23 protein-coding genes, 1 tRNA gene and 1 pseudogene are annotated in these 26,113 nt (G+C 58.7%); 5 read left to right on the top strand and 20 right to left on the bottom strand.

Going from position 1 to position 26,113, the window contains the following annotated elements:
* The first annotated feature begins 193 nt into the window (after window positions 1-193).
* Together ACWHXP_RS12760 and ACWHXP_RS12755 are read left to right on the top strand one after the other, a co-directional pair.
* Entirely contained in the window at window positions 194-1,279 is a 1,086-nt protein-coding gene (locus ACWHXP_RS12760) for a porin (RefSeq protein WP_259434535.1), read from the top strand.
* Between the two features lie 208 nt (window positions 1,280-1,487).
* A complete protein-coding gene (locus ACWHXP_RS12755; protein WP_489633702.1) occupies window positions 1,488-3,146 on the top strand; it encodes a methyl-accepting chemotaxis protein in 1,659 nt (552 codons plus the stop codon).
* On the opposite strand, the pseudogene ACWHXP_RS12750 reads toward ACWHXP_RS12755, so the two are convergent.
* Both ACWHXP_RS12750 and ACWHXP_RS12745 read right to left on the bottom strand, forming a co-directional pair.
* A pseudogene (locus tag ACWHXP_RS12750) lies at window positions 3,050-4,356 on the bottom strand (MFS transporter). The gene ACWHXP_RS12755 and the pseudogene ACWHXP_RS12750 sit on opposite strands and share 97 nt — an antisense overlap.
* Window positions 4,357-4,413: 57 nt before the next feature.
* Window positions 4,414-5,220 carry a substrate-binding domain-containing protein gene (locus ACWHXP_RS12745; RefSeq protein WP_489633703.1) on the bottom strand — a complete coding sequence of 269 codons (807 nt, stop codon included), beginning with the start codon at window positions 5,218-5,220 and terminating at the stop codon, window positions 4,414-4,416.
* A gap of 109 nt (window positions 5,221-5,329) precedes the next feature.
* Here ACWHXP_RS12745 and ACWHXP_RS12740 point away from each other — a divergent pair, with 109 nt between their 5' ends.
* A complete protein-coding gene (locus ACWHXP_RS12740) occupies window positions 5,330-6,238 on the top strand; it encodes a LysR family transcriptional regulator (protein ID WP_489633704.1) in 909 nt (302 codons plus the stop codon).
* An 878-nt stretch (window positions 6,239-7,116) separates the two neighbouring features.
* Here ACWHXP_RS12740 and ACWHXP_RS12735 read toward each other — a convergent pair.
* The 12 genes from ACWHXP_RS12735 to ACWHXP_RS12680 form a co-directional block, all read right to left on the bottom strand.
* On the bottom strand, window positions 7,117-7,275 hold the full coding sequence (locus ACWHXP_RS12735) for a hypothetical protein (RefSeq protein ID WP_489633705.1): 159 nt from the start codon (window positions 7,273-7,275) through the stop codon (window positions 7,117-7,119).
* A complete protein-coding gene (locus tag ACWHXP_RS12730) occupies window positions 7,275-8,297 on the bottom strand; it encodes a tyrosine-type recombinase/integrase (RefSeq protein ID WP_489633706.1) in 1,023 nt (340 codons plus the stop codon). Before ACWHXP_RS12730 ends, ACWHXP_RS12735 begins: the two co-directional genes overlap by 1 nt.
* 3 nt (window positions 8,298-8,300) lie before the next feature.
* Window positions 8,301-8,651 (bottom strand): helix-turn-helix domain-containing protein, encoded by a 351-nt coding sequence (locus ACWHXP_RS12725; RefSeq protein WP_489633707.1) that lies wholly within the window; start codon window positions 8,649-8,651, stop codon window positions 8,301-8,303.
* Window positions 8,652-9,273: 622 nt separating this feature from the next.
* Window positions 9,274-10,059, bottom strand: coding sequence for a GP88 family protein (locus tag ACWHXP_RS12720; protein ID WP_489633708.1), 786 nt, complete (start codon window positions 10,057-10,059; stop codon window positions 9,274-9,276).
* Between the two features lie 908 nt (window positions 10,060-10,967).
* Window positions 10,968-11,186, bottom strand: a complete 219-nt coding sequence (locus ACWHXP_RS12715) for a hypothetical protein (protein WP_489633709.1) — start codon at window positions 11,184-11,186, stop codon at window positions 10,968-10,970.
* Window positions 11,187-11,196: 10 nt separating this feature from the next.
* Entirely contained in the window at window positions 11,197-11,457 is a 261-nt protein-coding gene (locus tag ACWHXP_RS12710) for a hypothetical protein (protein ID WP_489633710.1), read from the bottom strand.
* Window positions 11,444-11,620: a hypothetical protein gene (locus tag ACWHXP_RS12705; protein WP_489633711.1), complete on the bottom strand. Its 177-nt coding sequence runs from the start codon at window positions 11,618-11,620 to the stop codon at window positions 11,444-11,446. Before ACWHXP_RS12705 ends, ACWHXP_RS12710 begins: the two co-directional genes overlap by 14 nt.
* 11 nt (window positions 11,621-11,631) lie before the next feature.
* Window positions 11,632-11,937 (bottom strand): hypothetical protein, encoded by a 306-nt coding sequence (locus tag ACWHXP_RS12700; protein ID WP_489633712.1) that lies wholly within the window; start codon window positions 11,935-11,937, stop codon window positions 11,632-11,634.
* A gap of 20 nt (window positions 11,938-11,957) precedes the next feature.
* Window positions 11,958-13,046 carry a hypothetical protein gene (locus tag ACWHXP_RS12695; RefSeq protein ID WP_489633713.1) on the bottom strand — a complete coding sequence of 363 codons (1,089 nt, stop codon included), beginning with the start codon at window positions 13,044-13,046 and terminating at the stop codon, window positions 11,958-11,960.
* A gap of 45 nt (window positions 13,047-13,091) precedes the next feature.
* Window positions 13,092-15,158: a phage tail fiber domain-containing protein gene (locus tag ACWHXP_RS12690; RefSeq protein WP_489633714.1), complete on the bottom strand. Its 2,067-nt coding sequence runs from the start codon at window positions 15,156-15,158 to the stop codon at window positions 13,092-13,094.
* Window positions 15,159-15,200: 42 nt separating this feature from the next.
* The gene (locus ACWHXP_RS12685) at window positions 15,201-16,616 is read right to left on the bottom strand and encodes a toprim domain-containing protein (protein WP_489633715.1); all 1,416 of its coding nucleotides are present in this window, start codon (window positions 16,614-16,616) and stop codon (window positions 15,201-15,203) included.
* Between the two features lie 159 nt (window positions 16,617-16,775).
* A complete protein-coding gene (locus ACWHXP_RS12680; protein ID WP_489633716.1) occupies window positions 16,776-16,913 on the bottom strand; it encodes a hypothetical protein in 138 nt (45 codons plus the stop codon).
* Window positions 16,914-17,376: 463 nt separating this feature from the next.
* Here ACWHXP_RS12680 and ACWHXP_RS12675 point away from each other — a divergent pair, with 463 nt between their 5' ends.
* Window positions 17,377-17,928, top strand: coding sequence for a hypothetical protein (locus ACWHXP_RS12675; RefSeq protein WP_489633717.1), 552 nt, complete (start codon window positions 17,377-17,379; stop codon window positions 17,926-17,928).
* A gap of 115 nt (window positions 17,929-18,043) precedes the next feature.
* Here ACWHXP_RS12675 and ACWHXP_RS12670 read toward each other — a convergent pair whose 3' ends face one another.
* From ACWHXP_RS12670 to ACWHXP_RS12650, 5 genes are all read right to left on the bottom strand, one after another.
* Window positions 18,044-20,581, bottom strand: a complete 2,538-nt coding sequence (locus ACWHXP_RS12670) for a DNA-directed RNA polymerase (RefSeq protein WP_489633718.1) — start codon at window positions 20,579-20,581, stop codon at window positions 18,044-18,046.
* Window positions 20,582-20,827: 246 nt separating this feature from the next.
* Window positions 20,828-20,912 (bottom strand) — tRNA-Leu (locus tag ACWHXP_RS12665).
* Between the two features lie 145 nt (window positions 20,913-21,057).
* Window positions 21,058-21,498, bottom strand: coding sequence for a surface-adhesin E family protein (locus ACWHXP_RS12660; RefSeq protein WP_121038499.1), 441 nt, complete (start codon window positions 21,496-21,498; stop codon window positions 21,058-21,060).
* A gap of 287 nt (window positions 21,499-21,785) precedes the next feature.
* The gene (locus ACWHXP_RS12655) at window positions 21,786-22,865 is read right to left on the bottom strand and encodes a tartrate dehydrogenase (protein WP_134134805.1); all 1,080 of its coding nucleotides are present in this window, start codon (window positions 22,863-22,865) and stop codon (window positions 21,786-21,788) included.
* A 211-nt stretch (window positions 22,866-23,076) separates the two neighbouring features.
* The gene (locus tag ACWHXP_RS12650) at window positions 23,077-24,015 is read right to left on the bottom strand and encodes a D-hexose-6-phosphate mutarotase (protein ID WP_489633719.1); all 939 of its coding nucleotides are present in this window, start codon (window positions 24,013-24,015) and stop codon (window positions 23,077-23,079) included.
* A gap of 168 nt (window positions 24,016-24,183) precedes the next feature.
* Between ACWHXP_RS12650 and ACWHXP_RS12645 the strand changes: the two genes are divergently transcribed.
* Window positions 24,184-25,098 (top strand): LysR family transcriptional regulator, encoded by a 915-nt coding sequence (locus ACWHXP_RS12645; RefSeq protein WP_034332993.1) that lies wholly within the window; start codon window positions 24,184-24,186, stop codon window positions 25,096-25,098.
* A gap of 10 nt (window positions 25,099-25,108) precedes the next feature.
* On the opposite strand, the gene ACWHXP_RS12640 is transcribed toward ACWHXP_RS12645, so the two are convergent.
* Entirely contained in the window at window positions 25,109-26,092 is a 984-nt protein-coding gene (locus ACWHXP_RS12640) for a LysR family transcriptional regulator (RefSeq protein WP_489625037.1), read from the bottom strand.
* Window positions 26,093-26,113 lie beyond the last annotated feature (21 nt).

The following is a 26,113-nucleotide window of genomic DNA, read 5'->3' as shown; positions in this document are numbered from 1 at the left end:
TTTGGAACGGCGATCCATAGGTGAAACAAATATCACCGGACCCGGGCCACCCGGCAAGCCTGTGCTGACCGCTGACCATGCAGCGGCGGCCTTGCCGGCAGAAGTCACCTTTCCTGCGCACGGGGCACAGGGGAGCAGTGAGTGAATGCGGCCTGGCCGCGTGTTTGGACTTTATTCGTTGAAGGGGAGTTTGATGAAGAAGTTAATGATGGCCGCAGCGGCCTCCTGTCTGTCGGCAGGAGCCTTTGCGCAGAGCAGCGTGACCATCTACGGCAGTCTCGATGCTGGCGTAGCCTATATCAACAACCTCAATGGCGGCTCGGTATCGCGCCTGGATCAGGGCACGATGCAGCCGGACCGCATCGGCTTTCGCGGAACCGAGGACCTGGGAGGCAACCTGAAGGCCATCTTCCAGCTCGAAGCCGGCTTCTACACCGATAGTGGTGCTACCCCCAATTCGTCCAAGCTGTTCAACCGTTACAGCACCATCGGCCTGTCGGGTGACTTCGGTGCAGTCACCCTGGGCCACATGCCCGACGTCGTGTTCGACTACGTGGGCAAGTTGTCCAACGGCTTCCAGCTGACCAACTGGTATCTGTTCCATCCGGGTAACCTGGACAGCCTGGCCAACACCTACCAGTTCGACAATGCCGTGCGCTATACCTCTCCAACCCTGGGTGGTTTTCAGGGCAGCCTGATGTACGGCTTCGGTGAAGTGGCAGGGGACAGCAGCAATGGCCGCAACGTCAGTGCGGGCGGCACCTACACCAATGGTCCGTTCCGTGCGGCGCTGGCCTATTCGAAGCTGAACAATCGTGCTGCAGGATTTGCCGGGACCTTCCTCACCAGCGTGGGTCTGGGCAATGCCGCGACGGTCTTCAACAGCCTGACCACGACGGCCGGCGGCCTGGGCTATACCATTGGCAACGTGCGTCTCAATACGGCTTACACGCAGGTCAAACTGGCTCTGCCCAGCGGTGCCACGCCCAAGCAGAAGAACCTGGATCTGGGTGCGGCGTGGCGCTACGCAACGCTCGATACCATCAACTTCGGCTACGGTCTCTCCAAGCTGGAGGGCGCACGCTGGAACACCTTCAGTCTGTCTCATGTGCATGAATTCTCCAAGCGCACCCAGTGGTACGTGCAGGCGGCTTACCAGCGTGCCGGTGGCGATGCACGCTTTGCCGTCATGAACGGTACCGGTGCCTCCGGTGCCACCGGAGTCTCCGGTGGGCAGGGCCAACTGGTCACCACCATCGGTATGCACCACTCGTTCTGATGTCCGGAACAGGCTCTCATGCCGAGGGCCGCTTTACCTTCTGTGAATAGTCTGGTCTTGCGTGCGCCCCTCCTGGAGCGGATGGGCGCTTCGTAGTGCCTTGGGCGGAGAAGCAGTTTTCTCCGCCATTTTTTTATCCATACCGGATTGATTGCCGGACGGCACCGCTGCCGCGTCCGCCGGCATTCTTGCGTCGCGGAGAGTCTTCATGCTTGCACACCTCAAACTGGGTACACGTCTTTCGCTGGGCTTCGGCCTGGTGCTGGCGCTGCTGACCGGCATTACGATCCTGGCCATCGCCAGTCTGTTCACATTGCACCAGGATACGCGCCGCATCGTCGAGGACCGTTACCCGCAGGTCCTGCTGGCCAATGACGTGCTCTTGCGCATCAGTGAAAACGCCAGCGCCATGCGCAACCTGCTACTGCTGGATGACCATCAGAAGCTGACCGAGGAGATTGCCCGCATCGCCAAGGGCGAAGCGGCCATCACGGCGACTCTGGACCAGTTGCAGTCGCGCCTGTCCAGCGAGCAAGGCCGCAAATCATTTGCCGACATCCTCGCCTTGCGTAGCAAGTATCACGAGGGACAGCAGCGCTTCCTGCAACTGGCTTCCACCGGTGCCACCATGGATGCCACCGAATTTCTGCTGACCACCCTGCGCCAGGATCAGGAGAACACCATCGTGCGGCTGAAGGGCTACATCGCCGTTGGTACGCGAATGATGGAGCGCAGCGGTGAAGAAGCCGCCGCGCAGTATCACCAGAAGACACGCATCATGCTGGCCATCGCCCTGCTGGCAGTGGCATCCGGCGGTGTGTGCGCGTGGTGGATCACGCGTTCCATCACCCGCCCGGTGCGGCATGCGGTCGGGGTGGCGCAGCAGGTGGCCCATGGCAACCTCGACAGTCGTATCGAGCAGGGGGGGCGGGACGAGCTCGGCCAGTTGCTGGAGGCGTTGCGCCAGATGAATGGCAGCCTCACCGGCATCGTGGGCGAGGTGCGAAGGGGGGCCGAGACCATTGCCACCGCATCCTCCGAGATCGCCGGCGGCAATCTCGATCTCTCTTCGCGTACCGAGCAGCAGGCAGGTTCGCTGGAGCAGACCGCCGCCGCGATGGAAGAACTCACCTCCACCGTGCGCCAGACCGCGGACAACGCCAAGGCGGCCAACCAGCTCGCAGCCGAAGCCGCGACAGTGGCTGGGCGCAGCGGTGCGGTGGTGCAGGAAGTGGTGGCAACCATGGCGGGCATCAGCCAAGCATCGAGCCGCATTGTCGACATCATCGGCGTGATCGATGGCATCGCCTTCCAGACCAACATCCTTGCCTTGAACGCAGCGGTGGAAGCGGCACGCGCCGGTGAACAGGGCCGGGGGTTTGCGGTGGTCGCCTCGGAGGTGCGTTCGCTGGCCCAGCGTTCCGCCGGCGCCGCGAGGGAAATCAAGGCGCTCATCGATGATTCGGTGGCGCAGGTGGATGCCGGTGGACGTCTGGTGGAGCAGGCCGGTTCGACGATGGAAAACGTGGTGATCAGCGTGCAGCGCGTTTCGCACATCGTCGGGGAGATCAGTGACGCTACCCAGGAACAGCGCACCGGCATCGAACAGGTCAATCAGGCCATCGTGCACATGGATGAGACGACGCAGCAGAATGCCGCACTCGTGGAACAGGCGGCCGCGGCTGCGCAGTCCTTGCAGCAGCAGTCGCAGCGGCTGCGCGAACTGGTGGGCGTGTTCCGGCTGCCGCTGCTGCCACCGGAAGAGGCTGCTCAGGCAGTGGAGCTTGCGGATGCCGTTGCCGGTTTGCCCCGATACAGCACCAGCGTCGCGATCAGCCCGCAGACCGCCGCAAAGCTCATCCAGTAACCGGGGGCGGCCTTGTCGCCGGTCGACTCGATCAGCCAGGTCGAGACCAGCGGCGTGAAGCCGCCGAAGATCGCGGTAGCCAGGCTGTAGGCCAGCGAGAAGCCGACCGTGCGCACGTGCGCCGGCATCACTTCAGTCAGCGCCACCACTGCCGCGCCGTTGTAGCTGGCATAGAGGAAGGACAGCCACAGCTCGGTGATCAGCAGGTTCTTGAAACTGATGTCGGCGACCAGCCAGGACATCATCGGATACGCCGTCAGCAAGGTCAGCAACGTGAAGGCCACCAGTACCGGACGACGGCCCACGCGATCCGACAGTGCGCCCATGACGGGCAGCCAGCAGAAGTTGGACAAGCCCACGCAGAAGGTCACGATGAGACTGTCGGAGGCCGACAGCTTGAGCACGGTCTTGCCGAAGGTCGGCGTGTAGACCGTGATCAGATAGAACGACACGTCGTCATCACCACCATCATCATGCCGGCCACCACGATCTTCCAGTTCTGGGTGATCGAGGCCATGATTTCCGCAAAACCCGGATGGTGCTTGCGCGCCATGAATTCTTCCGTTTCCTGCAGCGAGCGGCGGATGATGAAGATGGCCGGCACGATCATGCAGCCGATGAAGAAGGGGATGCGCCAGCCCCATTCGCTGATCTGCAGCGGTGACAGCCACTGGCTGACCAGATAGCCGATCAAGGCGGACGCCATGATGGCCGCCTGCTGGCTGGCCGACTGCCAGCTCACGTAAAAGCCCTTGTTGCCGGGCGTGGCCATCTCGGCCAGATAGACCGATACGCCGCCCAGCTCCACCCCCGCCGAGAAGCCCTGCAGCAATCGTCCCGTCAGCACCAGAATCGGTGCCGCGATGCCGATGGTGGCATAGCCGGGCACGAAGGCGATCAGCAAGGTGCCGATGGCCATGATGGCCAGCGTCACGATCAAGCCCTGGCGACGGCCGACGCGATCGATGTAGCTGCCCAGGATGATGGCGCCCAGCGGGCGCATCAGGAAGCCCGCACCGAAGGTGCCGAAGGTCAGGATCAGCGAGACGAACTCGTTGTCCGACGGGAAGAAGGTCCTGGAGATGTAGCTGGCATAGAAGCCATACAGGAAGAAGTCGAACATCTCCAGGAAGTTGCCGCTGGTCACGCGCAGGACGGTAGACAGCTTGGAATGCTTGGCGGTGCTGCTTGTTTTGCTTGTTGTGTTCATGTCGGTCTCTCTCTTTCTCTCTTTGAGGCAGTACTTGGACGCCTTCCTTCACATTCTTCAGCGAGGCGCGGGGTCCAGGCCGGATGCCTTGATGGCGTCGATGGCTTCGGGCGAGGCGAGGAAGTCCAGCAGTTCCCTGGCGGCCTTGGGTTCATGGGTGCCGACCACGACGCCGCCGGAGAAGGGGGTGATCTGCTGGGCGCTCTCGGGGATCGGTCCGATGATGTCGATGCCCTTGACCGGCTTCAGCTCGGAGATCTGCTGCAGGCCCACTTCGGCATCGCCGCGGGGGATCACTTCACCGACCGGTTCGGCCGGAATCATGCGGCCCTTGTAGGCCATCTGCTGGTCGATGCCCAGGCGCTTGAACAGTTTGGTGGAGAGGAACACGCCGCTGGCGCTGTCGGAGTAGACCACCGAATGGGCGGTCAGCAGGGTGCGCTTGAAGGCATCGATGCTGGAGATATCAGGCTTGGGGGCACCGGCCTTGACGGCCAGGCCGATGCGCGAGAGGGCCAGCAGCTTGTGCTCGGACTTGGAAACCTTGCCTTCGGCCACCAGCTTGTCCAGCGAGTCGCCGACCATGATGACCACGTCGATCTGTTCGCCGCGTTGCAGGCGGTTGGGAATGGCTTGCGGGGTTTCTCCCATGGACGGGCCCCAGCCGGAGATGAGTTTGTGGCCGGTCTTCTTTTCGAAGGCGGGGGCCAGTGCCTTGTAGGCGGCGGCAAAGCCACCCGAGCTGACCACGTGCAGGTCGGCGGCAGAGGCCATCGAAGTGACGGCACCCAGCGCCAGGGCCAGGACACTGCGCTGCAAGAGGGAGGTGCGCACACTGCGTGCGGTGGAGTTGGAACGGATCATGCGGATCTCCTGATGACGATGTATTTCGTCGTGGTGAGGGATGAAACCCGGCAGTTTGCGTAGAATCCGTTGAAAAGTTAATTGCAATTATTCTGGGGATTGATAAAAAATGCGCATCAATATCGAGACCGCCGAATTGCAGGCCTTTCTCGCCGTCGCGCGCCAGTCAAGCTTTCGGGCGGCGGCTGAGGGTCTGTTCATCACGGCACCGGCACTGAGCCGCCGCATCGAGAACCTGGAGCAGGCCTTGCAGGAAAGACTGTTCGATCGCACCACCCGGCGCGTCTCGCTCACCCCTGCCGGTGAATTGTTCCTGGTGCACGCCCAGGCCGTGATGGATGAACTGGAGCTGGCCGTGAGGAGCGTGGAGCAGGGCATGGCGCATCGGCGCGAACACGTGACGGTGGCCTGCGTGCCCTCGGTGGCCAACAATTTGCTGCCGCTGGTATTGAAACCGTACGCGCGCACGCATCCCAATGTGCGGGTGCGCATCATCGACGAGAATGCGGCGGAGGTGCTGGAGAGCGTGCGCAAGGGCGAGGCCGATTTCGGCGTGAACTTCATCGGCGCGCAGGAAGCCGAGATCGATTTCCAGGAATTGACGCGCGAACGTTATCTGGCGGTGATGCCGGCCCATCATCCGCTGGCTGCGCAGAGCAGCTTGCACTGGAAGTCGCTGGCGGGGGAGAAGCTGGTGTCGGTCTCCTCCAGCAGCGGCAACCGCAGCCTGATCGACAATGCCTTCGCGCGGGTACCGCAGCGGCCGGTGATCCAGTATGAGACTAATCACGTGGCCGGGGCCATCAGCCTTGTCGCCGCCGGGCTTGGGGTGGCCTTGCTGCCGGAGCTGGCCATTCGCAATGCGCCCTACAAGGGCATTGTGGCGCGGCCGGTGACCAGTCCGGTCTTGAGCCGGGCGATGGGCTTGATTACCTTGAAGGGACGGGTCCTGAAACCGGCGGCCGCGACGCTGGCGCAAGCCTTGCGCGAGGCGATGGCGAGCAAGCCGCGTAAATGATTTTCTGGTACACAGGGCTGCCTAAATTTTGTGCGGTTTATTGGGAGGGCAGGCGGGGACGGCACTTGCGTGGGGTGAAAATGGCTTATCCACAAGTTTATGCACATAAAACGGGGATAAGTTTCCAGCGTTGGCGCGGTTTCTGGCGGGGTTGCGCAAATTATTTGCAAAACCGTTGGCCATAAAAAAGGCCCTCGCAAGCGAGGGCCTTTTTGTTTGTATTCTTTGCAATCCGGACCTGCGGTTGATGCTGTTGTCCGTGACTCGCTGCCTGTCGAAAAACGGGGTGGCGGCATGCGCTGGAGGGCGCGGCTGCGGCGGTCTTTTTTCGAAGAGGGGGCGATTATATAGCTGTGGGCGGAAAAATGATACTGCTTGCTGCAGAAAATTATTTTCGCTCCGGGGAGGGCTGTCTTTCCCGGACAAATGGATAGCCGGACTGGTACAGGATCCACCCTTGGCCCTGCTGGCAGGCGATCTCGCGATGCACGAAGAATGAAGTCCTTGACGAACGGCGCAGGTCAACGGAAATCATCCATGGACAGACAGCGGTAGCGACGGCGAGCCAGTCTTCGGAGAAATCATTCTCGAGCTGCGCACCAAAGAACTTTGACGTCTTCCGGGGCCAGGAAGAACGCTGATGCCAGGTCCCTGGACGGACTTGAACAACAAAAAGCCCGCAGTGTCATCGAACACTGCGGGCTTTCAAACATCTCGGTACTGCATCAAACAATTCTGTGGTGCGGGAGCCGGAATCGAACCGGCACGCCTTGCGGCGCGGGATTTTGAGTCCTGGGTGAATTCATATGAATCAGATACTTACCAAAAAGATGGTGACATTGTTGCGACCATTCCGACAATGGAACAGTTGAAAAATGTCACACATCTGCCACAAGGTCATCGCTTGGTAAACGCGGGGAATCCATGACTCCCTGCATGTAGGCCCGCCACATGGGTTCGTAGAGCTGGTCAGCGAAGCACTCGCGTTTGAACCAGTCATCAAACTCTTGCCGCATGGCCTTCCAATCGATGTCCATTACGCCCTCTTCTTGCGATAGTTTTCCAAGCTGGAGACGCCCTTGACCAGTGTATCAGGTGCAAGGTGCATGTACCGCTGGGTGACAAGAATTGTGCTGTGACCCATCCAGGTTTGGATGAATGTTGCGTTCTCGCCAGCAATTGCCAGACGGGAAGCGCAAGTGTGCCGCAAGGTGTGTACCAGGAAGTGATCCCCAGGATTTCGGACGTTGTCCCTCAGAACTTCCCACTGGCGGCGAAGTTGGTACTCGTTCAGGTCATCGAACACCTTGTCGAATCCCCGAGCTTTCCTCCTCTTGACGATCTCCTTGCAGCGAGTCGTCAACGGGACAGAGCGGCCACGACCACTCTTGGTCTCACCGGCATGCAAGACTGCATTGCCGTTCTCACAGTCACGGATGGACACGTTCAATGCTTCCGAACGGCGGAACCCGGTATCAATGGCAAATTGGATGAACTCGGCCAGGGTGTCCATGCCCAGCTTTGCGCATACCGCCAGCATCTCGTTCTCCTCTTCAGCATTGAAGAACCGGATGCGATGCTCGGATTCCTTCTGACGCGGCAACTTCGGCGCTCTCTCGATCCAGCCCTCATCTTCTGCGATGGTGAGCATGACCGATAGGGCGGACAGCTTCCGATTGATTGTTGCGCCAGTATTTCCCTGCTCGTACAACTCTTCGATCAACTCATGGATGCGTTCCCGGGTGATTTCTTGAACCGGGGTACGTTCACCAAGCATGCGGACTATGATCGATGCATTCCTGGCTGGCCCATCAGCCGCCATGCGCCACTTTGTCCGACAAGCCATATCCATGAGTCTCATCATGGTGATGACCGGGCGGGTTGGTACAGGCTCTTCTGGGGTTTGCTCCGAGAGTCCCAATGCAGCGCGTTTGCGCTTCATCAGTTCCTGCTGATAGATCAACAGGCCTTCTTCTTCTGAATCCACGGTGAAGCGTATGCGGTCTTTGCCGGAACCGACTGAGACCTGCCATTTCTTGCCACGCGGAGTGACTGCCATTGTTTATTCTCCTTTCACTTCCTTCCCGACGACTGTCGCTAAGAGCTTCTCGCCTTCGGGAGTTAGCTCCACCAGTTTCTGGCGGCGATTCGCAGGGTTCTCCGTGGCTTTGAGGAGGTTTAACCCTGAGTTAGTGTATGGCCCAACAGCGGACAGGCTGGCGAGGTAGCGGCTTGCAGTCGTCATTTTGGTGCCGCTGGCCTGGGCTATCTCGGCCAGTGTGCAAGGCTGCAGCTTCGCAGCGTTCAAGAAGAACTTGATCTGACCGGCTGGCATTTCCGAATCCAGAGCGGTGAGGATGTCGAAGATGCGCAGTTGTTTGTTGATGTCAGTCAGGCTTACAGTTTTACTCATGATTTCCTCTTCATTACCGGGGCAGGCTTTACCGGCCTGGGAAGAACCCTACATTGTTAGCGGTTAATTACGACCCGCAATTTGAGCCACCGGAGGACGATATATCTTGCCCCCGCTGACTCCCCACGTTCGATCAGGAGAGATTTCTCGAAAAATGGTTCCCTTTCAAGGAACAGTTCCCAACCAAGAACATTTACGATCATATCAATTATCCCTAGAACTCCACAATGCTAATTTCGGTACATTTGCAACAAAATCACTTGAATTTCACTCAATCGACCCCAAGAGCGGCTGCCGACCTCCTCTCTTTTGCTCTGGGGATGTCTATCTCACTACTTCAACAGTCTTGATATCGGGACAGTGAAGTTACTGAATGTTACAACTTACAAACCTGTTAATGCAAGTGCGTAAGGTGACTGTCAGGCAACACTTTTTCGCGGGATGCGTGAGATTTTTTGTGATAATTTCAGTGCCGAACGCTAGTACCTCATAGGGATCAAGCGCAGAGCACACCTATTACGGAACCACGAACTGGAACCCCCCTTTCTTTCACTTGGTCTGTGCCAATTTGTCCACTGAGCGGCACTCTTGCGAATGCCGTACAGTTGAAAAAATGGAACAATCAGGCCGCAATTTTCAGGGGGATGATCTTACGGGCAGTATCCACAACGAAGCCGGACAGGTCTTTCTTGGCATTGCCCTTTGCATACAGAGCCACTACCACGCCTTGAGGATCGAGGTGGCGCAGGTCGGAATCATCGCCATCCACGCAGTCCAGTCCCAGGAATTGCGCGGGGATTTCCTCGCGAGTGCGGAAGACAACAGCAATGCGCATTCCGTTTGCCTTGGCCTGGGCCACGTACTTTTGCCAGCCAGGGACGCCACTATAAGAGAACGTCAGGTCATAGTTCGCCGGGATGCCTTTGCGATTGGGCAGCTTCGTATAGTCGTAGAACTGCACACCAGGGAAGACGGCCATGATGTTCTGATAGGTCACACCATCGACAGTCACCGGGATGGACTCCCAGCGAATATCACTCGTGCCATTCATGCGTACCAGGAGCGTGAGTCCGTCCTTTTGCGACTTGGCGAGATTACGACGGATTTCCTTGACGACCTGAGCCATGAATGCCTCGCGCTGCTCCATGAAGAGCCAGGTCTTGCGGATGCGCGACTCTTGCACCGAAGAGAGACGTCCCTTGCCAGCAGTATTCAGGCATGCAGTCTCACACTGTGCCAGGGAAGCCATAGGGCAGGTCTGATAGCCCGAAACTGTAGAAGGAGCCATGTAGAGAATCATCGTGCGGAAACCATACTTCACGCCCTTGACGGTCTTTGGGTTTGTGTCCACGGAAAACAGCTCTTCGGGCATTTCCATTTTGAGAGAGATAGTCGGCTTGGTCAGCATGTCATTCACTCCATCAATTGTTCCGAAAGTGGAACAGTCAGTTTCAAAAAAGAGCGGCAGAGCCGCGATGGAGTGAATCCTACATGGCACAAAATCCCGTGTCAACTATTTATTCAACTATCCCATAAACGGAATTAATTGAGGATTTTGGAGAGAGTGTGTGTGGTTTATGTTTGGAGCCACTGATATGGATAAAATGACAAGCAATTTCTAAGGAGGCAGAATGGTCCGTCAATTTCTATCCGGTGATGATGAGGACGACATCGTCCGTTCGCTGGCTTTGGCACATGGTGTCTCTATTGGTGAGATTCAGTCTGCTAGGGAACACTGGGATGATTTTGTTAAATCCTGTGGGCCTGATCAGGACGAATATCAATTATTTTTTTCTGACAGATTCTTCACCCGGATGGCTGACTATCTAGGATCAGAACGTCAGCAATGTTTGCCGTTCGATACCGTCTTCTATCATCGAACCTGTTTTGATGGCCGTCCAGAGTGGTTCGATCAGGGACTATTGCCCTCCCTTAGTGGAGCCTCGTTATTTCTTGACAGACTGCGCCCTTACTTAGAACCGCATCACTCACTAGAGGCAATTCGGGCAAGTGTCTTGAGCAACATTAAGCATCGTTCTGCTCTGGAGGGAAGGACGGCTGATGAACTTTATCCTGGCCCTTATGCATTCCCTGCGCTACTACCGGCAGTTAGAGCTTGTCGTACTGGCCTGGATTATTCAATAGTGGGCGATGTCGTACTGGACATCAGTCGGTTCCGGCAGTCCAAGGTGCTTCCACACGATGAACATGAAGACCCGGAAGTCATCAAGTGCAGGGTGTCGTTTCTTCATACGGACGAAAAAAAGCCCTGGCAGTACCGAAGTACCCCAGGGCGATGGAGGAGGGTGGAGCTACTTAGACCGACTCAGGCTCATGAGCGAGCTGGTAGGTCACGGTGTTGCCGGACACCGAGGTGGTGCGCAGAACACCACGGCGAATCCATTCCAGGATGGTGTAGGTACGGCCATGCAGGGTCAGGGTGTCGGTCAGGGCCACAGCCGAGGAACCGCCATTGACGGTGACCGGGTTCTTGGTGCCAGCATTGGAGCGGCCAGCTTGGGCGAACGATGCCATGTGTTTCCTTTCAGTTGAACGTGGGGTGGTGGGAGTTGTCGTCCTCGAAGATCGGGAGGTCTGCGAGATCACCCATAGGCGTACCCTTGGGTGCAGTCGCTACTTCGATCTTGTTGTCCTTCAAGAACTGACGAGCGACATTGAGGATTGCTGCGGGAGGAGGGAGCTTGTTACCTTGCTCATCGGTATAGGTCTGCTCTAGGGCCTCCTTCAGCACCTCGGCCAGCTTTCCATGAAGGCCGACCAGGGCTGCTTCATCAGCCTTTTTCATGGGTCTTTCCTTTCAGCCAGTCTTGGACTGTTTTGGTTTCGTAGATGCGAATCAGTGTCCAGATGATCGACAGCACTGCAGCGATGTGGGGCAACCACCCAGCGATGGTCGCCGCCACAGTGCCGATGGAAAGACCGTCTGCGATGAACTTCGGATCGCTCACGGTCTTCCTCCTTACTTCTTCAGGGCAGCACGAAGAGCTGCGATCTCGTCGTCCACGACCTTCAGCCGGTCTTTCGCGGTGGTGTCGCCCAGGATGTACTCGCGGATGGCGCGAAGGGTTTTGGTCTCCAGGGCCTCGATGCCCGTCAGGACAGGAGCGTTCTGCTCTTCCTTGGAGGGAGCATCCGCCGGTTGCGGCTCATTACCAGCAGCCTTCCAGGCCAGGAACTCCTGGTAGTCACGGTTGGCAGGATCGAAGGGGATTGCGGCCCCGTCCGAAAGACGGGTCACGGAGTTGAAGTTGGTGAGTTTGTACATGTGAATCTTGAGTATCAGGATTAGAGTTCGGCATCGCCGCCCCAGTAGGAGCCAGCAGCGCCAGTCATAACGAGTGCGGCATTGCCTGCCGCGAAGTAGGCCGCGCCCATTGTCATCGTTCCAGAGAGGTACTCCGGCGAAGCCCAGGCGACACCAAAGCTACTGGCAGTAACGTAGGTGCCGTTCGGGGAGAGGGCGCCAACATTGGCGAGCTGCACAGTTGGAGTGGTACGCATCGTCACCGGATTCTTCACACTGAAGGCCACACCTGTAGTGCTGAACGCATGGCCGCAGCCAAACGATTCATTGGCGACAGCCGAGATTCGCCGCCAGAAGTAACGCTGACACATCAGCAGTTCCAGCGGATACGGGCGCACCTCAAACTTGGTCTTGCGGGTTCCCCGCTCAAACTGAACGTCAGCGATGGAGACGGTTCGGTTCAGAGTGTCAAGACAGTTCGACTGCGTGACATGGGCGAGGTAGTTACCTACCTGCCATGCATCTTTCACGCTCGTACTGAAGGTGCCCGAGCTGGCCGCAGCGAAGGTGAACCCGATGTCGATTCCGCCCAAGAAATTCTTGTTCCAGGTGCCAGCGGTATCTCCGGGAATAGTGAGGGCATACTCCTGAAGGCCTGTCTGCAGGACTACGGTGGTAATGTAAGAGCGAGTCCCGTCTGCATTGCGGACACACACCGACATCACGGTGTTCGCCTGCGAGGCCTGCGCTTTGAAAGACAACGTGGCAGGCTCTGCCGCTGCAGTACCCCACTTCAAGTCGCTTACGTTGAAGCCCTCGATCTGCTGACCAAAGAAGGTGTAGTCCCCTGCAGCCAAGGAAGTCTTCACGGTGGTAGTCTGCATGTAGAGGTGAGATACGCCCGTGTCGGACAGAGTGCTTGGAGTTCCAACTCCGAAAGTCTGAACGGAGCCAGCCTGCGCTGCCCGCCAGCGATCCACGAAATAGCCAGCGCCAACAAGCGTGGCCGCTCCTCGCTGATTAATGGCGAAGTTGGGGTTGAGCAGGCGGTTCTTGAAGCTACCGACCATCAGCCCGTTCACGCTCTCGGCGTTGAGACGTCCAGCAGAGTTATCTCGTGCTTTTGTCATTTGGTTCCTTCAAAAAGAAAACCCCGCCGAAGCGGGGCTGTTTGATTACAGTTCTGCGTTGTAGTCGAGGGAGAGGCCTTCACCCATCACCAAGTAGCTAGAGGCTTGGCTCCAGGTGGCAACATATCCGGCGAAGACGCCACCATAGCGGGAAGCAGTACCGGCAATCGAGATCGTCCCGCTCTTCGAGGTGTAAGAAATCCCAAGACTCAACATAGACCATTGATTCGAGCCAGGAGCCGCTGCCACATAGTTGCCATCACTGGCGTTCGTAGAGAACGTTGGGGCTGCTCGCATCTGAACCGGGAACGGAATAGACGCGCAGAAGGCATTCGTGAGACCTACAACAGAAACAGCCGCACCCGTCACCTTGTAGTAATACCGCTGACACAGTGCCATCTCGGTTGTGCTCAGACGCTTCTCGAAGAGGCTGCGCTTGTTGCCCTTCTCAAGCTGCACTGCGGCGAAGCGACAATTGGTGTTGGCTGCTTGTCCGATCAGGCGTACACATCCCGCAGTCCGGGTGTAGAGAGTCGTTCCCCAAGTGCCTTCATTGGCGGCCTCGAAGTTCGTCCCGCTGCCCAGGTCAAATACGATGCGACCACCGTAGCCACTGCCAGTCACTACTGCCGCAGGGGAAGAATCTGCAGGGAACACGATTTCATTCCACTGCCAACCGCCTGCCGTAGCGTGGGTGTAGGTCTTGCAGATAAAGCGACCGTTGTACTCGAAGGCGACCCCATACTTTCCTGCCGTGTCATGACAGGAGAGGAACGACAGGACAACATCCTGTCCACGGAGGTCTGTGATGTTATCGGCCTCGATTGGCTGATCGAACAGGAAGTAGTCCGAGACTGCAGGGGAGAACACACCGGAAGAAGCGCAGACTACATGGGCCGAGAAAGACTCCCCACCAACAGTGATGGCACTACCCTGCTGGACGGTGAATTTACTCGCTTGAGTGGTCATCGCCCGCCAGCGATCTAGGGTGTACCCGGTGATCGTCACGTTGATCGGGGAAGTACCTACACGTTGGCAGATTCGGAAGTCGCCGTTGATCAATCGATTCCGGTAACCAGCAGTACCGACCTTTGCCACGGCTGCATCAGTGTCGGTCTTGACCTTCGCAATAGCGGCATCGGTCTCGGCCTTGGTGTAGCTTCCTGCCAGAGAGAACGCCCCGTAGCAGATGATGTCCACAATTTCGCCACCGGCACATGCTTCAAGCAGGGAAACGGTGGAGCCGCTGGAGGTGTCGATGTCAGCAGCCGAGAGACGCCAGCCGTTGATGAACACTTCGACAAAGCCAGCATCGTAGCCACCAGGGATCGTGAACAGGGTCTGTCCAGGAGTAGCCGTGAAGCTCTGAATCTTGCGGATACCATTGACGGACGAACCTGCGTTGATCCAGCCCGACGAGCCGTAGACCTTCATGGCGTTCTCTGCCGTGTTGAAGTAGAGATCGCCAACCTGGAGAGGCGAGGAGTCGTACCGGGCGGTCGGTGCCGTAGCCAGGGAGCCTTGGTACTGCCGCTTGAATGCGGCCAAGGTGTTCGCGGCGTTGGTCTCGCTAGTCGCAGCGTTGGACTTCGAGGTGCTGGCAGACGATGCGGAATCCTGCGCGGCAGACTTCGCTGCGTTCGCCTGGGACAGCAGGTTCTGCATCTGCGGAGTGTAGACGTTCTCGAAGTACTGGCGATTGACAGCGTCCGTCATGTTGACCGGATCAGCCAAGTCAGCCAGCCGGAAGCCCGCTGCGGTGTAGTCGCCGTTACTCTTCTGGTAGATCGTGCGGAGCTGCGTATCGATTGATTCCTGGGCTGCGTATGTAGCGAACAGCACCAGCTTGTCCAGGTCAACTTCACGCAGGACAGAGCCATCGGTGAAGTCAACAGGAGCCGTGGCTTGCACGGTGGCTCGCCGGATTTCCACCACCTTCCCGGCTGGAGCAGGGGTGGCGAGCTTGATGGTGTTGGCATTCAGGAAGCTGAAAGATGCCGAGACGCCATCGACCTTGACCAGGATATGGGCCGGATCAAGGTATGGGAAGGGGATGACGAAGTTGGTGGTCGTACCATCCCCGGGGTACAAGGCATAACTGAATGTTGCCAAGTCGTTTCTCCAAAAGAAAAACCCCGGACTGGCCGGGGTCTGTCAAAGTTGAAAAGGCTTATCGTTCGTGGTCGCTGGTAGGGTACCCTTGAAGTGGCGGATGGACACATGCCCGCCTTCTTCGTGAGGTTTGCCTTCCGGTGTGGTCAGGTGACTGACGAAGTGGACGATGATCTGGAGTTCATTGGCGAGGCCAGCCATCTCCTTCATGATCTGCTCCAGGCTCCCCTTCTCGTCCTGGGTGTCTGCCATTGCGGTCAGGTGATCCAGGTAGAAGATGCGGATGCCCTCGGACACAGCCATGAACCTGATCTTGTTCTGGATCACAGACCAATCGGTCTGGCCGAACGAGTCGTACAGGGTCAGCATGCCTTGCAGCTTGGCGACCTCGGCCTTCCGTTCCTCGGGAGTCCAGGTTCCATCAGGGACATGGAAGCGTTTGCCAGCATGCTTGCCAGCGATACGTACCACGGTCTCGATAGGCTTCTGCTCCAGGAAGATCAGTCCCACCTTCTGGCCCAGCGTGGTGATGTCGTAGTCGATCTGCTGGGTCAGGAAGTCCGTCTTGCCGATGCCAGTACCGGCACCGAATCCATAGACCTCACCATAGCGGCGACCAAAGGTCAGCGCGGTGAGTTCGTCCAGGAACCAGGGGAGTCCACGCTCGATAGGCTTGTCCAGGTCACCCAGGAGATCGTCAACCGTGACCAGCCCATCGGGGCGGTACGGCTTGGCGTTCCAGATGGCCGTGATGACATCCTGATCATTGCCATTCATCAGGCACTCGTTGGCATCCTTGAGAGGGAGCGCGGCGATCTTGCACTTACCAGGAGCGAACAGTTCGGCACACTCGGCAGCAGCCTTGCGTCCCGGTTCGTCCATGTCGAACATCAAGATCACTTCCTCGAATTGGTTCAGGTATTCGAGGGATTTCGACAGAGCCTTCTTGGCACTCTGCGCCCCGTTCTGGATGGAGACGACAGGCCACTTCAGGTTCTGGATTTGGGCGACAGACAGGGCATCGATCTCACCCTCGGTCACCACGATTTTCTTGCCGCCACCCCAAAGGTGTGCGCCGAACAGCTCGGCCTTCTTCATGTCGCCCAGGACGGTGAACGACTTGTCGGGGAAGCGAATCTTCTGTGCCACCATGTTCCCGTCCTTGTCGAAGTACGGGGCGATCTGCACAGGTTTGTCCTTGAAAGTACCGACTTGGTATCCGAACTTGCGGCAAGTCGTTTCATGCAGCTTGCGTTTCACCAAGTCGCGGTAGTCGCCTTGGATCAGTCCTTCCATCTTTTTCCTTTGCTTGTGTTCAGCAACAGTCCCATCGCCCGCCACGTAGCTTTCGCAGGCAAAGCAGTACTGGTGTCCGTCCGAATAGAGGGAGTTCGCATCGGAGGAGCCGCAGTTGTCACAGGGAACGTGCTGAAGGAAAGTGCTCTCGCTTTCAGCCATCACATCTCCAGAAACAACAAAGGGAGCCGAAGCTCCCCTTGCCGAGATAACGATCACCTCCTTTCGATTAATGGAGGCAGCTCAGGTACGGGTACTGCGCAATGCCAGCCGGGGTGACATACAGGGGGTTCTTCGGTTTTGTTGCCATAGGCGGGTTCCTTATTTGCGGATGTAGGCGTTGGTCAAGGACGGCACGTCATAGCCTTCTTCGGCCAGTTGTGCCGCCATGCTGCGGGTGATGCGACCACCAGAACGGAGAATCGCGATAGCCTTTGCCAGGGTGGTTTCGTAGGTCATGATTTGTCCTTTCAAGTGGTCGGCTTGGGTTCTGCAAATGTGTCACTGTCGAAACTGTGCCGAAAACGGAACAATAAGAAAACAACAGGGACACGCATCTCAGAGAGGTCTCTGAGACAAGAATCCTTATAGGGAAGACAGGAAGGAGATGAAGCCCGGAGATAATCCTAGAGAGGAATCCAATAGCGGTATTCCTGGGATCACCTAGAGAGCGATCCGCCAGGACAGCCAATAGCGGTCAGTCGTGGGGATCGGAGAGGGGCGGCTCCTGTTTGTCGAATGTGGCACTTTCAAAACTGTACCGAAATCGAAACTATTGCAAAACAGCGGAGCCGCTCGTCTGATCTTGTAGGCGACAGCCAATAGCGGTCAGTCGGAGGGAATCAGCGAACGGCTCCTGTTATGCTTATGTGTCACTTTCAAAATTACTGCTTGGGAAAGTTGGAACTTAAACGGAGGCTTCGTGATTCAGATATTCAAGGGTGAAGAAGGCGAGACGGAGAATAACCATGACAAATTCAACTATTACGTTGGGCATATCTTCGCCATGCTGCAGAGCACTTTCCCGCGACGAACTCAAATAGACACGGTCGCCATGTTAGGCGCGGAACGCTGTGCGGAGACGACTGATGGTCGTGGGCTGTACACAGGCCGGTACCGTATTGGTGATGAGATAGTCGATTTAAAGGAAGAATTGGAATTTATTTACGAGACAGCTAACTGGCTGTATCAAACAGGGTATCTGATAGGGAAAGTGGGTGTCACCGATTCGGGAAGAAAGATATTTGTCACGCTTAGTCCGATGGCTCTGGAAGTATTGAAGACCGTGCCTAATTCTCTTGGTGTCGCCCCAGCAGGTGAGTCGTTTGGAACAAAGATATCGAAAGCGGCCAAAGATGCTGCCATGAAGCAAATTGGGGATGTTACAAGCGAAGCCTTATCTTATGCGGTCAAAGCAGGATGGAACGCTCTTGCAAAATTAAGCATGGCAATCAATTGGCAACAGTTCTCTTGAGGCTTTGCCTGTTCCAGGATGTCTCCGAGCGGTGCAGCTCTTTCCAGCGGCAGTTATCGCAAAAATGCATCAGAGCATGCACCGCAAATTAAGTATAGTTGAAAAATCGGAACAATCAGCTAAAGCAATAGCGCGACTCAAGGATCGAGGACAACTCCAGGTTGCCCTTGAATGGGATCGGCTTCAGTGCTGCGCGTCCCTTCTCAGAGAGAACCCCGGCGACATCATCGCGGAAGTTCTGCAGGACATCAGCAGTCTCGTAGATTTCCACGAATGCCTCACGCACAGTGGCATACAGGCCCTTGTCTCCACCGATGTCAGCGGCCAGTGCGCCGAAGGAGTCGTGGATCATGGCGAAGTTCTTGATGCCATTCTGGCGGGCGCGCACCGTGGTCAGCATCAGGTGGGCAGCATCGCAACTATGCACGAAGTTCGGGGCGATGCCCTGGCGCTGACGACGAGAGGCCAGCTTGTCCTTCTTCTCCTCGTGCATGGTGAGCTTCACCAGTTGACCTGAGATGGCGGTCTTGATACGGCGAGTATCAACGTCCGGGTAGGCCTGCATGACCGGGAAGCCCACGGCAGTCGTCCAGCGCACTGGCAGTTCCTCTTTCGCAGCCAAGGATGCCGCTTCCTGCAGCCACTTCATCGCTTCGCCAGCCTTCACCAGGACGAGGTTCACCGAGTTCCAGATCAGCTTCGCCATGTAGGCAGCAGCACCGTAACCATCACCATCGAAGGGGAATTTCTCCTTGTTCAGGCGGGCAGGGGTCAGGATGTCCTCCATGAGCTGCTCCTTGAAGCCATACTCGGCAGAGCCATAGGCCAAGGTCATGACCGAACGCTTGGTGGTCTTGCGGGAGACACCAAACTCCTTCCACTGTGCGGCCAGGGTCTTCGTGCCACGCTTCAGGTATGGCTTGCCCTCATCGGTGTGCTTCAGCTCGTCAGCGGTGCCGGTCTGGATGTCGATCTCGATCTGCTCCAGGACTTTCTTGGCGACCAGCCCATAGACGTCTGCGGGCAGATCGGCGGGGATCAGGTTCACGGCAGCGCCACCGACATGGTCACGCAGCATCGCGGAGAAGTGCTGGATGCCCGAGCAGGAGCCGTCCAGAGCCACCGGCAGCTTGCTGATGAAGTCCTCGCCATGCTTCACGTAGCCCGCCCACTCGAAGCAGAACGCCAGGAACTGCCAGGGCTTGTCCACCTTGAAGCCTGCGATGGAACCGCACCAGCCACGGTTGTCGAAGGGATTCTCAGCGATGGCGCAGATTTCCTCCTCGTTGTCCAGGATGAAGGTCACGCGATCCTCGTAGCTGCACTTGTCGTTGCCGATCAGGTTTGCACCGTGGACGGCCAGCCACTTCCAGCCTTCCTCGCCGAGGCGCTTGCCATTGGCGAAGCGGAGCAGGGCCTTCTGGATGTCGTTGCCCTGGGGATTCAGGTGCGGGACAGCATAGATGCGGCCACGGAAGTCCAGGGTGTACGGCATGAAAATCTTGCGATAGCTGTTGTACCGCTGGGCGATGTCCAGGGTGTTGCTGAAGGAGACGCGCTTCGAGATGGACTGCAGGTTCATCAGGTTCACGGTGGCGGCTTCAGCCCTCCAGGCCTTGCGGGCGTCCTCGTTGGTCTCGATGTCGAAGGGTTTGCGGGGCATCTCCAGGCCATCCTTCTTCGGCAGGCCAGCCATCTCGCTGTTGGAGGCCCAAAGTTGCTGCATGACTTCCAGGACTTGGCTGTTGATCTGCCATGCGGTCTGCTGCAGGGCATTGATCGCCTCGTAGACGATAGGCATGTCGGTGTGGCTCAACTCTTCCATGTAGGCCTTGTTGTTGGACTTCACCAAGGTCAGCGGCTTGATATGGGCCGACAGGTAGCCACCGTCATACGGGGTAGTCCAGTTGCGAGGCTGCACGACCATCGGCTCATAGACCGGACGGAGCAGGGAAGTCGCCTCGTTCTTCTTCTCGATCCATTCCAGGGTGGACTGGAGGGGCTTGACATAGTTCTGGCTGTTCTCGAAGCCCTCGACCTCGTTGGTGATCTCGATCAGGCCGATGCTGGAGATGGTCAGGTCGATCATCTTGGTGCCGACATGCAGGCGCTCGACACGGCTCCACTCCTTCCAGCCATCGTCCAGGTGATCAGCGCGGCGAACCGCATACACATGCTTGTAATAGTCCGAGGAACGCTTCTTGGCACCGGCCACGATGGACTCGTAGGCCTTCTTGTCGTTCTCGCGGATGGCTCCCAGGCGCAGCTCATCTTCTATTGTGCTACCGATGGACACGGCCACAGCCTGGAGAGTGCGAACGCCCGAGATACCACCGATGATTGTGCGAAGGGTCAGGTAGGCCAGGGTGTCAGCGGACAGGTCACGGACTTTCTTGTAGGCGGTAGCGTTGTTACCGGCGCGGCCTTCGGACATCGAGGTCATCCACTGCTTGATGCCCAGAGCCAGGGTATTCACGCGGCCCTTCATGAGGATGGTGCCGTGAACGGTACCTGCTTCATCGGCCCGCGCCTTGGCGTTATTCACATTTCGGATGAAGGCTTCGGCCCCGCGCTTGGTCATCTCTTCTTCCAGGCGGAGCTGGGTTTGGATCAGGTCTTCTTGTTCGTCAAAAGTCTTCTGCGCTGCGTTCATGGAGAATTCCTCGGAAAAATGGGGGATGCCACAACGTTTTTCTTCAAAATCGCCGGGAAACCCGCACGGTTGCTACTTCACTGTTCCATTTTTTCAAGCGTCTGACACAAGTGTCACATACCTTCTGTGTCACAATTTCCGCTTTCAGGATAGTGAGATTACATCAACTATCCCGAAAACGGAAGAGTCAGAGGCGAAAAAAAGGCACCGAAGTGCCTGTTTCTCGTCCAACTCATTGAATTCTCTTGGTGCCGAAGGCCGGAATCGAACCGGCACTCCCGAAGGAAATTGATTTTGAGTCAATCGCGTCTACCAATTTCGCCACTTCGGCATCTACTCGCACCCGGGATGAAAGGGTTTTTGAGTCCCGTGCGTCTACCTATTCCGCCATCCCGGCGACGCGAGCCAGCGATTATTACCGATTTCGCTTTGCCGGGCAAGCCCTGAAGACCCCCGGTGCACCACTGATGTGAAAATTATTTACCGCACACCGCCTCAATGGCCCGTTCCCCCGTCGAACCAGGTATCGGATCCTGCAGCTTCACGTCCGAATACGCCAGCTGCGGTGCCAGCAGCAATTGACCCTTGCCATCGGCCTGCGCATACATCTTGCGGCTGCCAAAGCCGAGCTGGCGCGCCGTGCAGTCAAAGTAGGCGGTCGAGATCTCCGACAGGTAATACGTCTTGCTGCCCTGGCCCATCAGCAGCTGCGGACGGTTCCAGTTCAGCAGGATCTGCGCCTGCCGCACACTGCGCGTGTTGACGATGCTGCCCTTGTCGATGAAGAAGCTGCCGATGTTGTTCTCCCCCAGCGGCATCCACTCGGCATGCGCCGGCAGGCAGGCCGCAGCCAGTGCCGTCGCCAGCAGAAGGGACAGGCGGGGTGCGGAGAGGAAAGAAGAAAAGCGTGGATCCATGTGGGGCAGGGCGTCGCGTCAGGTCAGCATCATGGCCAGCATGGCGACATCGTCCTCCAGCAACAGCACCAGCGTGATGCTCCAGAAGAGCAACTCCGCCAGCAAGCGGTGTCCTGTCATGCGCAGGCTTGCAGCCATGTCCAACTCATCGATCGCGAAAAATGAAAGTGCGGCCATCCTAACATGCCCTTTACGATTGAACATGGCCCCACCGCATGAAATGCCCCACGAAAAAATGGCCCGCACCAGGCGAGCCACTTGTTGCTGCAATGAAGACCGGTCAGCGATCAGATCGCCGCAGCAATCGCCTTGCCCACTTCGGTCGTATTGCTCTTGCCGCCCAGGTCCGGCGTGGTCGGTCCATTGACCAGCACCTCCTCGATGGCCGCCAGCATGGCGTCGTGCGCCTGGCGATACTTGCCTTCGCCATTGCCCAGGAAGTCCAGCATCATCGCGCCGGACCAGATCGTGGCCACCGGGTTGGCGATGTTCTTGCCGAAGATGTCCGGCGCCGAACCGTGCACCGGCTCGAACAGCGACGGCAGCTCGCGCGTCGGATTGATGTTGGCCGAGGGCGCAATGCCGATGGTGCCGGCGCAGGCCGGGCCGAGGTCCGAGAGGATGTCGCCGAACAGGTTGGACGCCACCACCACATCGAAGCGGTCCGGGTTCAGCACGAAGTGCGCGGTCAGGATGTCGATGTGGTACTTGTCGCGGCGCACGTCGGGATACTTGGCGCCCATGGCTTCCACGCGCTCATCCCAGTAAGGCATGGTGATGGCGATGCCGTTGGACTTGGTGGCCGAGGTCAGGTGCTTCTTGGGACGGCTCTGCGCCAGGTCGAAAGCGAACTTCAGGATGCGGTCGGTGCCTTTGCGGCTGAACACCGATTCCTGGATCACGGTCTCGCGCTCGGTGCCTTCAAACATGCGGCCGCCGATGGCAGAGTACTCGCCTTCGGTGTTCTCGCGCACCACGTAGAAATCGATGTCGCCCGGCTTGCGGTTGGCCAGCGGGCAGGGCACGCCCGGCATCAGGCGCACCGGACGCAGGTTGACGTAGAGATCGAAATCGCGGCGGAATTTCAGCAGCGAACCCCACAGCGAGACGTGATCGGGCACCGTGGCCGGCCAGCCGACCGCGCCGAAGAAGATGGCTTCAAAACCCTTCAACTGATCGAACCAGTCATCCGGCATCATCTTGCCGTGCTGGGCGTAATAACCGCAGTGCGCCCAGTCGAAATGGCTGAACTCGATGTCGATGCCGAACTTCCTGGCAGCGGCCTCGACCGCGCGCAGGCCTTCGGGCATCACTTCCTGGCCGATGCCGTCACCGGCGATCACGGCGATCTTGTGGGTCTTGCTCATCGTTGCTGCTCCTCTGGAGAAAGGGGAAACCGGCATGCCGGGTCTGTAAAGTGCAGCCATCATAAATCGCTTCCCGCGCCAGATCATCCACGAACTGGTGATTTTATAAAACACGATTCGTGAACAGTGCAGAAAACGTCAGCCATGAAAAAAGGCAGTGCCGTCATGACGGTACTGCCTTTCCCGGGGGGATTCTGCTGCAAGGGCAGCGTCAGCCGCCCAGCGTCTCGCCCCAGATGCTCACGCCCATGGTGTGCTCCGCACCCGGTTCCAGCTCTACCAGATCCTCCATCACGTTGGCCGTCTCGATGCACAGCATGCGCTGCCAGGCATCATCGGCAAACTGCGACAGGCGGCGCGCCTTGCTCACCCACGGGTTCCAGACCACGGCCGAGGTCGAGCCGCTGGCCTCGATGTGGATGCGGCGGTTCCAGCCCTCGTCGCGGATGGCCAGGTGCGGCGGCAGGTCCAGGTAGATGCGGTCGGTCTCGCTGCTGACCACCAGCGGACGCTTCTGCTCGCGCTCGGCCCAGCCTTCCAGCGTTTCGATATAGCGCTGGCCTTCGAGGCCATCGACCGTCACGTTGTGGATGCTGCTGACTGCAAAGTAGCTGTGCAGCGCTTGCGTGAGGGCGATGTGCTGTTCGCTGCCATTGCGGGTGGTGAGTTTCAGGTGCAGGCGATCATCCAGCAGGATTTCCAGGCGCAGTTCGATGCCCGGCGGCAGGTGGCGCAGGGCCGGCGATTCGGTCGTTGGCGGGATGGCCAGGACCAGGCGCACGGTGTCGCCTTCGATGGTGTTTTCCATCAAGAGCCAGGGGATGCCACGCACCAGGCCGTGCGCCGGCAGGCGGCCACCAGCGTGCAGCGCTTGTACTTGCGGCGGGTTGCGCATGAGGTCGCCGAACCACGGCCAGCACACCGGGATGCCGCCACGTACCGAATTGCCGGCCTCGAAGGCGGCTTCCTCGCTCATCCAGATCACCGGTTCCTGGCCGTGCACCTGGTAGCGCAGCACCTGCGCGCCTTGCTCGGCGATCAGCAGTTCGGCGCGTTCGGTCTGCACGCGCAGGCATTGCAGTTGATTGACTTCGATGCGCTGGATGTGGGGAAGATCGGGCGGGACTTCCTGTTCGTCGATGAGGCTCATGCTGCTACTCCAAGAGAATTCGTTGCGATTGCGCAAGACTGCCACATTTCGGGCGCTTGCGGGAAATTGGCCGATGGGGCAGGCGATGCGCCGCGTCTCGCCAGGTTGGGGGCGGAGGGCGGTCCGGGACTATAATCCACAGATCGTGGACTCCAATGCCTACATATCGTGAACAATTCTCCCCTGCTTGAAGACCTGCGCCTGTTCTGCGTGGTGGCCCGCCACAGCAACTTTGCAGAATCGGCACGTGAAGTGGGTGCCTCGCCGGCCTACATCAGCAAGCGCATCGCCCTGCTGGAACAGGCGCTGGGCGTGCGCCTGTTCCATCGCACCACGCGCAGCGTGGTCATGACCGAGGATGGCGGCAATGTCCACGAATGGGCGCGCAAGATTCTCGATGATGTCGAGCAGATGATGGAAACGGTCAGCAGCGCCAAGCGCGTGCCGCGCGGGTTGTTGAAGATCAGTACCAGTTTCGGCCTGGGGCGCAAGGTGGTGTCGCCGCTGCTGTCGCGCTTTGCCAGCGAACATCCGGAACTGAAGATACAGCTGGAGCTGGTGGACCGGCAGATCGATCTGGTCAACGAGGGCATCGACCTCGATATCCGGGTGGGCGCGGGGCATGAGCCGCACCTGTTCTCCAAGCGCATCCTGCCCAGCCAGCGCGTGCTGTGCGCCAGTCCGGCGTATCTGAAGAAGCATGGCGCGCCCGCCGACCTGGCTGCGCTGCGCCAGCACCAGTGCCTGGTGATCCGCGAGCGCAACCAGTCCTTCGGGATCTGGCGCATGATGGGCCCCAAGGGACAGGAGACGGTGAAGGTGTCCGGTGGACTGGCCTCCAACCACGGCGAGATCATCCACCAGTGGGCGGTGGATGGGCACGGCATCATCCTGCGTTCGATCTGGGATGTGGCCGACAGCCTCAAGCGCGGGCGCTTGGTGCGGGTGCTGCCGCAGTATTTCCAGGAGGCCGACCTGTGTGCGGTCTATCCGGTGCAGTTGAAGAATTCGGCCAAGGTCCGGGAATGCGTGCGCTTCCTGCAGAAGCATCTGGATGTCACGGCATCGTCGGCGACGGTGTAGCCGAGCGGATTCAACGTCCGTCGAATCGCTGCCGCACGATGCGCTCCAGCACCTGTGCCACCAGCGCCACCGAGGCATCTTCCGCGTGACGGCGATGCTGCAGCAAGCGCAGCGGCGGGGCCTCCAGCGGCAGCGGCGGGCGCAGGCAGGTCAGTGCCACCGGATGCGCAGCGGTAGCGGCCGGCACGCAATGCATGGGCATGACCGCGATCAGGTCCGAGCCCTGCAACAGTGCCGGGGCCATCAGGAAATTCGGGATCACCATGCCCACGCGACGACGCAGGCCCTGCATGGCGATCTGCTCGTCGATCATGCGGTTGAGCGTGTCGTGGCAGGCGATCTGCAGGTGCGGATACGAGAGCCAGCGTGACAAGGTCAGCGCATGCGCTGCCGGATGATCGCGCCGCATCACGGCCACGCAGCGCTCCTGCAGCACTTCACGTCCGCGCAGCTGGCCGGTCGGCCTGGTTGCACCCAGGACCAGATCGGTCTGCCCGCGTTCCAGTCGGGCGGCGGCATCGGCGTCGCCCAGCCAGGTCTGGAATTCCAGATCCAGTGACGGCAGCTCGGCCGCCAGTTCCTGATACAGCGCATGCGCTACCACCTGCGCCGGATAGTCCGGCATGAGGATGCGCACGCGTTGCGCCACTGCGGCTTGCAATGGCACCTGTTGCGCCGGGCTGGCCGTCTGCGCCTGCGCATCGCCGGCCAGCAGCTGGCGCACCGACTCACGCAGCGCCTGTGCCGTGGCCGTCAGCCGCATCTGTGTGCCGCCATCTTCCAGCAGCGGATCACGCAGCAACTGACGGCACCGTTCCAGCGCACTGGCTGCGGCCGGCAGGGGCAGGCCCACACGCGCCGCAGCACGCGCCAGATGGACTTCATCGAGAACCGCATCGAGCAGGCGCAGCAGGCGCGCATCCATGCCCGCCAGTGCAGGCATCGCAGGCAGGGGAGTAGGCAGGGCGGGGGAATGGCTTGCAGCGGAATTCATGGCGCAGGGAGGCGTGGCAGC

Source organism: Herbaspirillum sp. Her2 (assembly GCF_057961375.1).
Note: the sequence above shows the minus strand (reverse complement) of the source record. Positions and strands in the feature narration are given on the sequence as shown.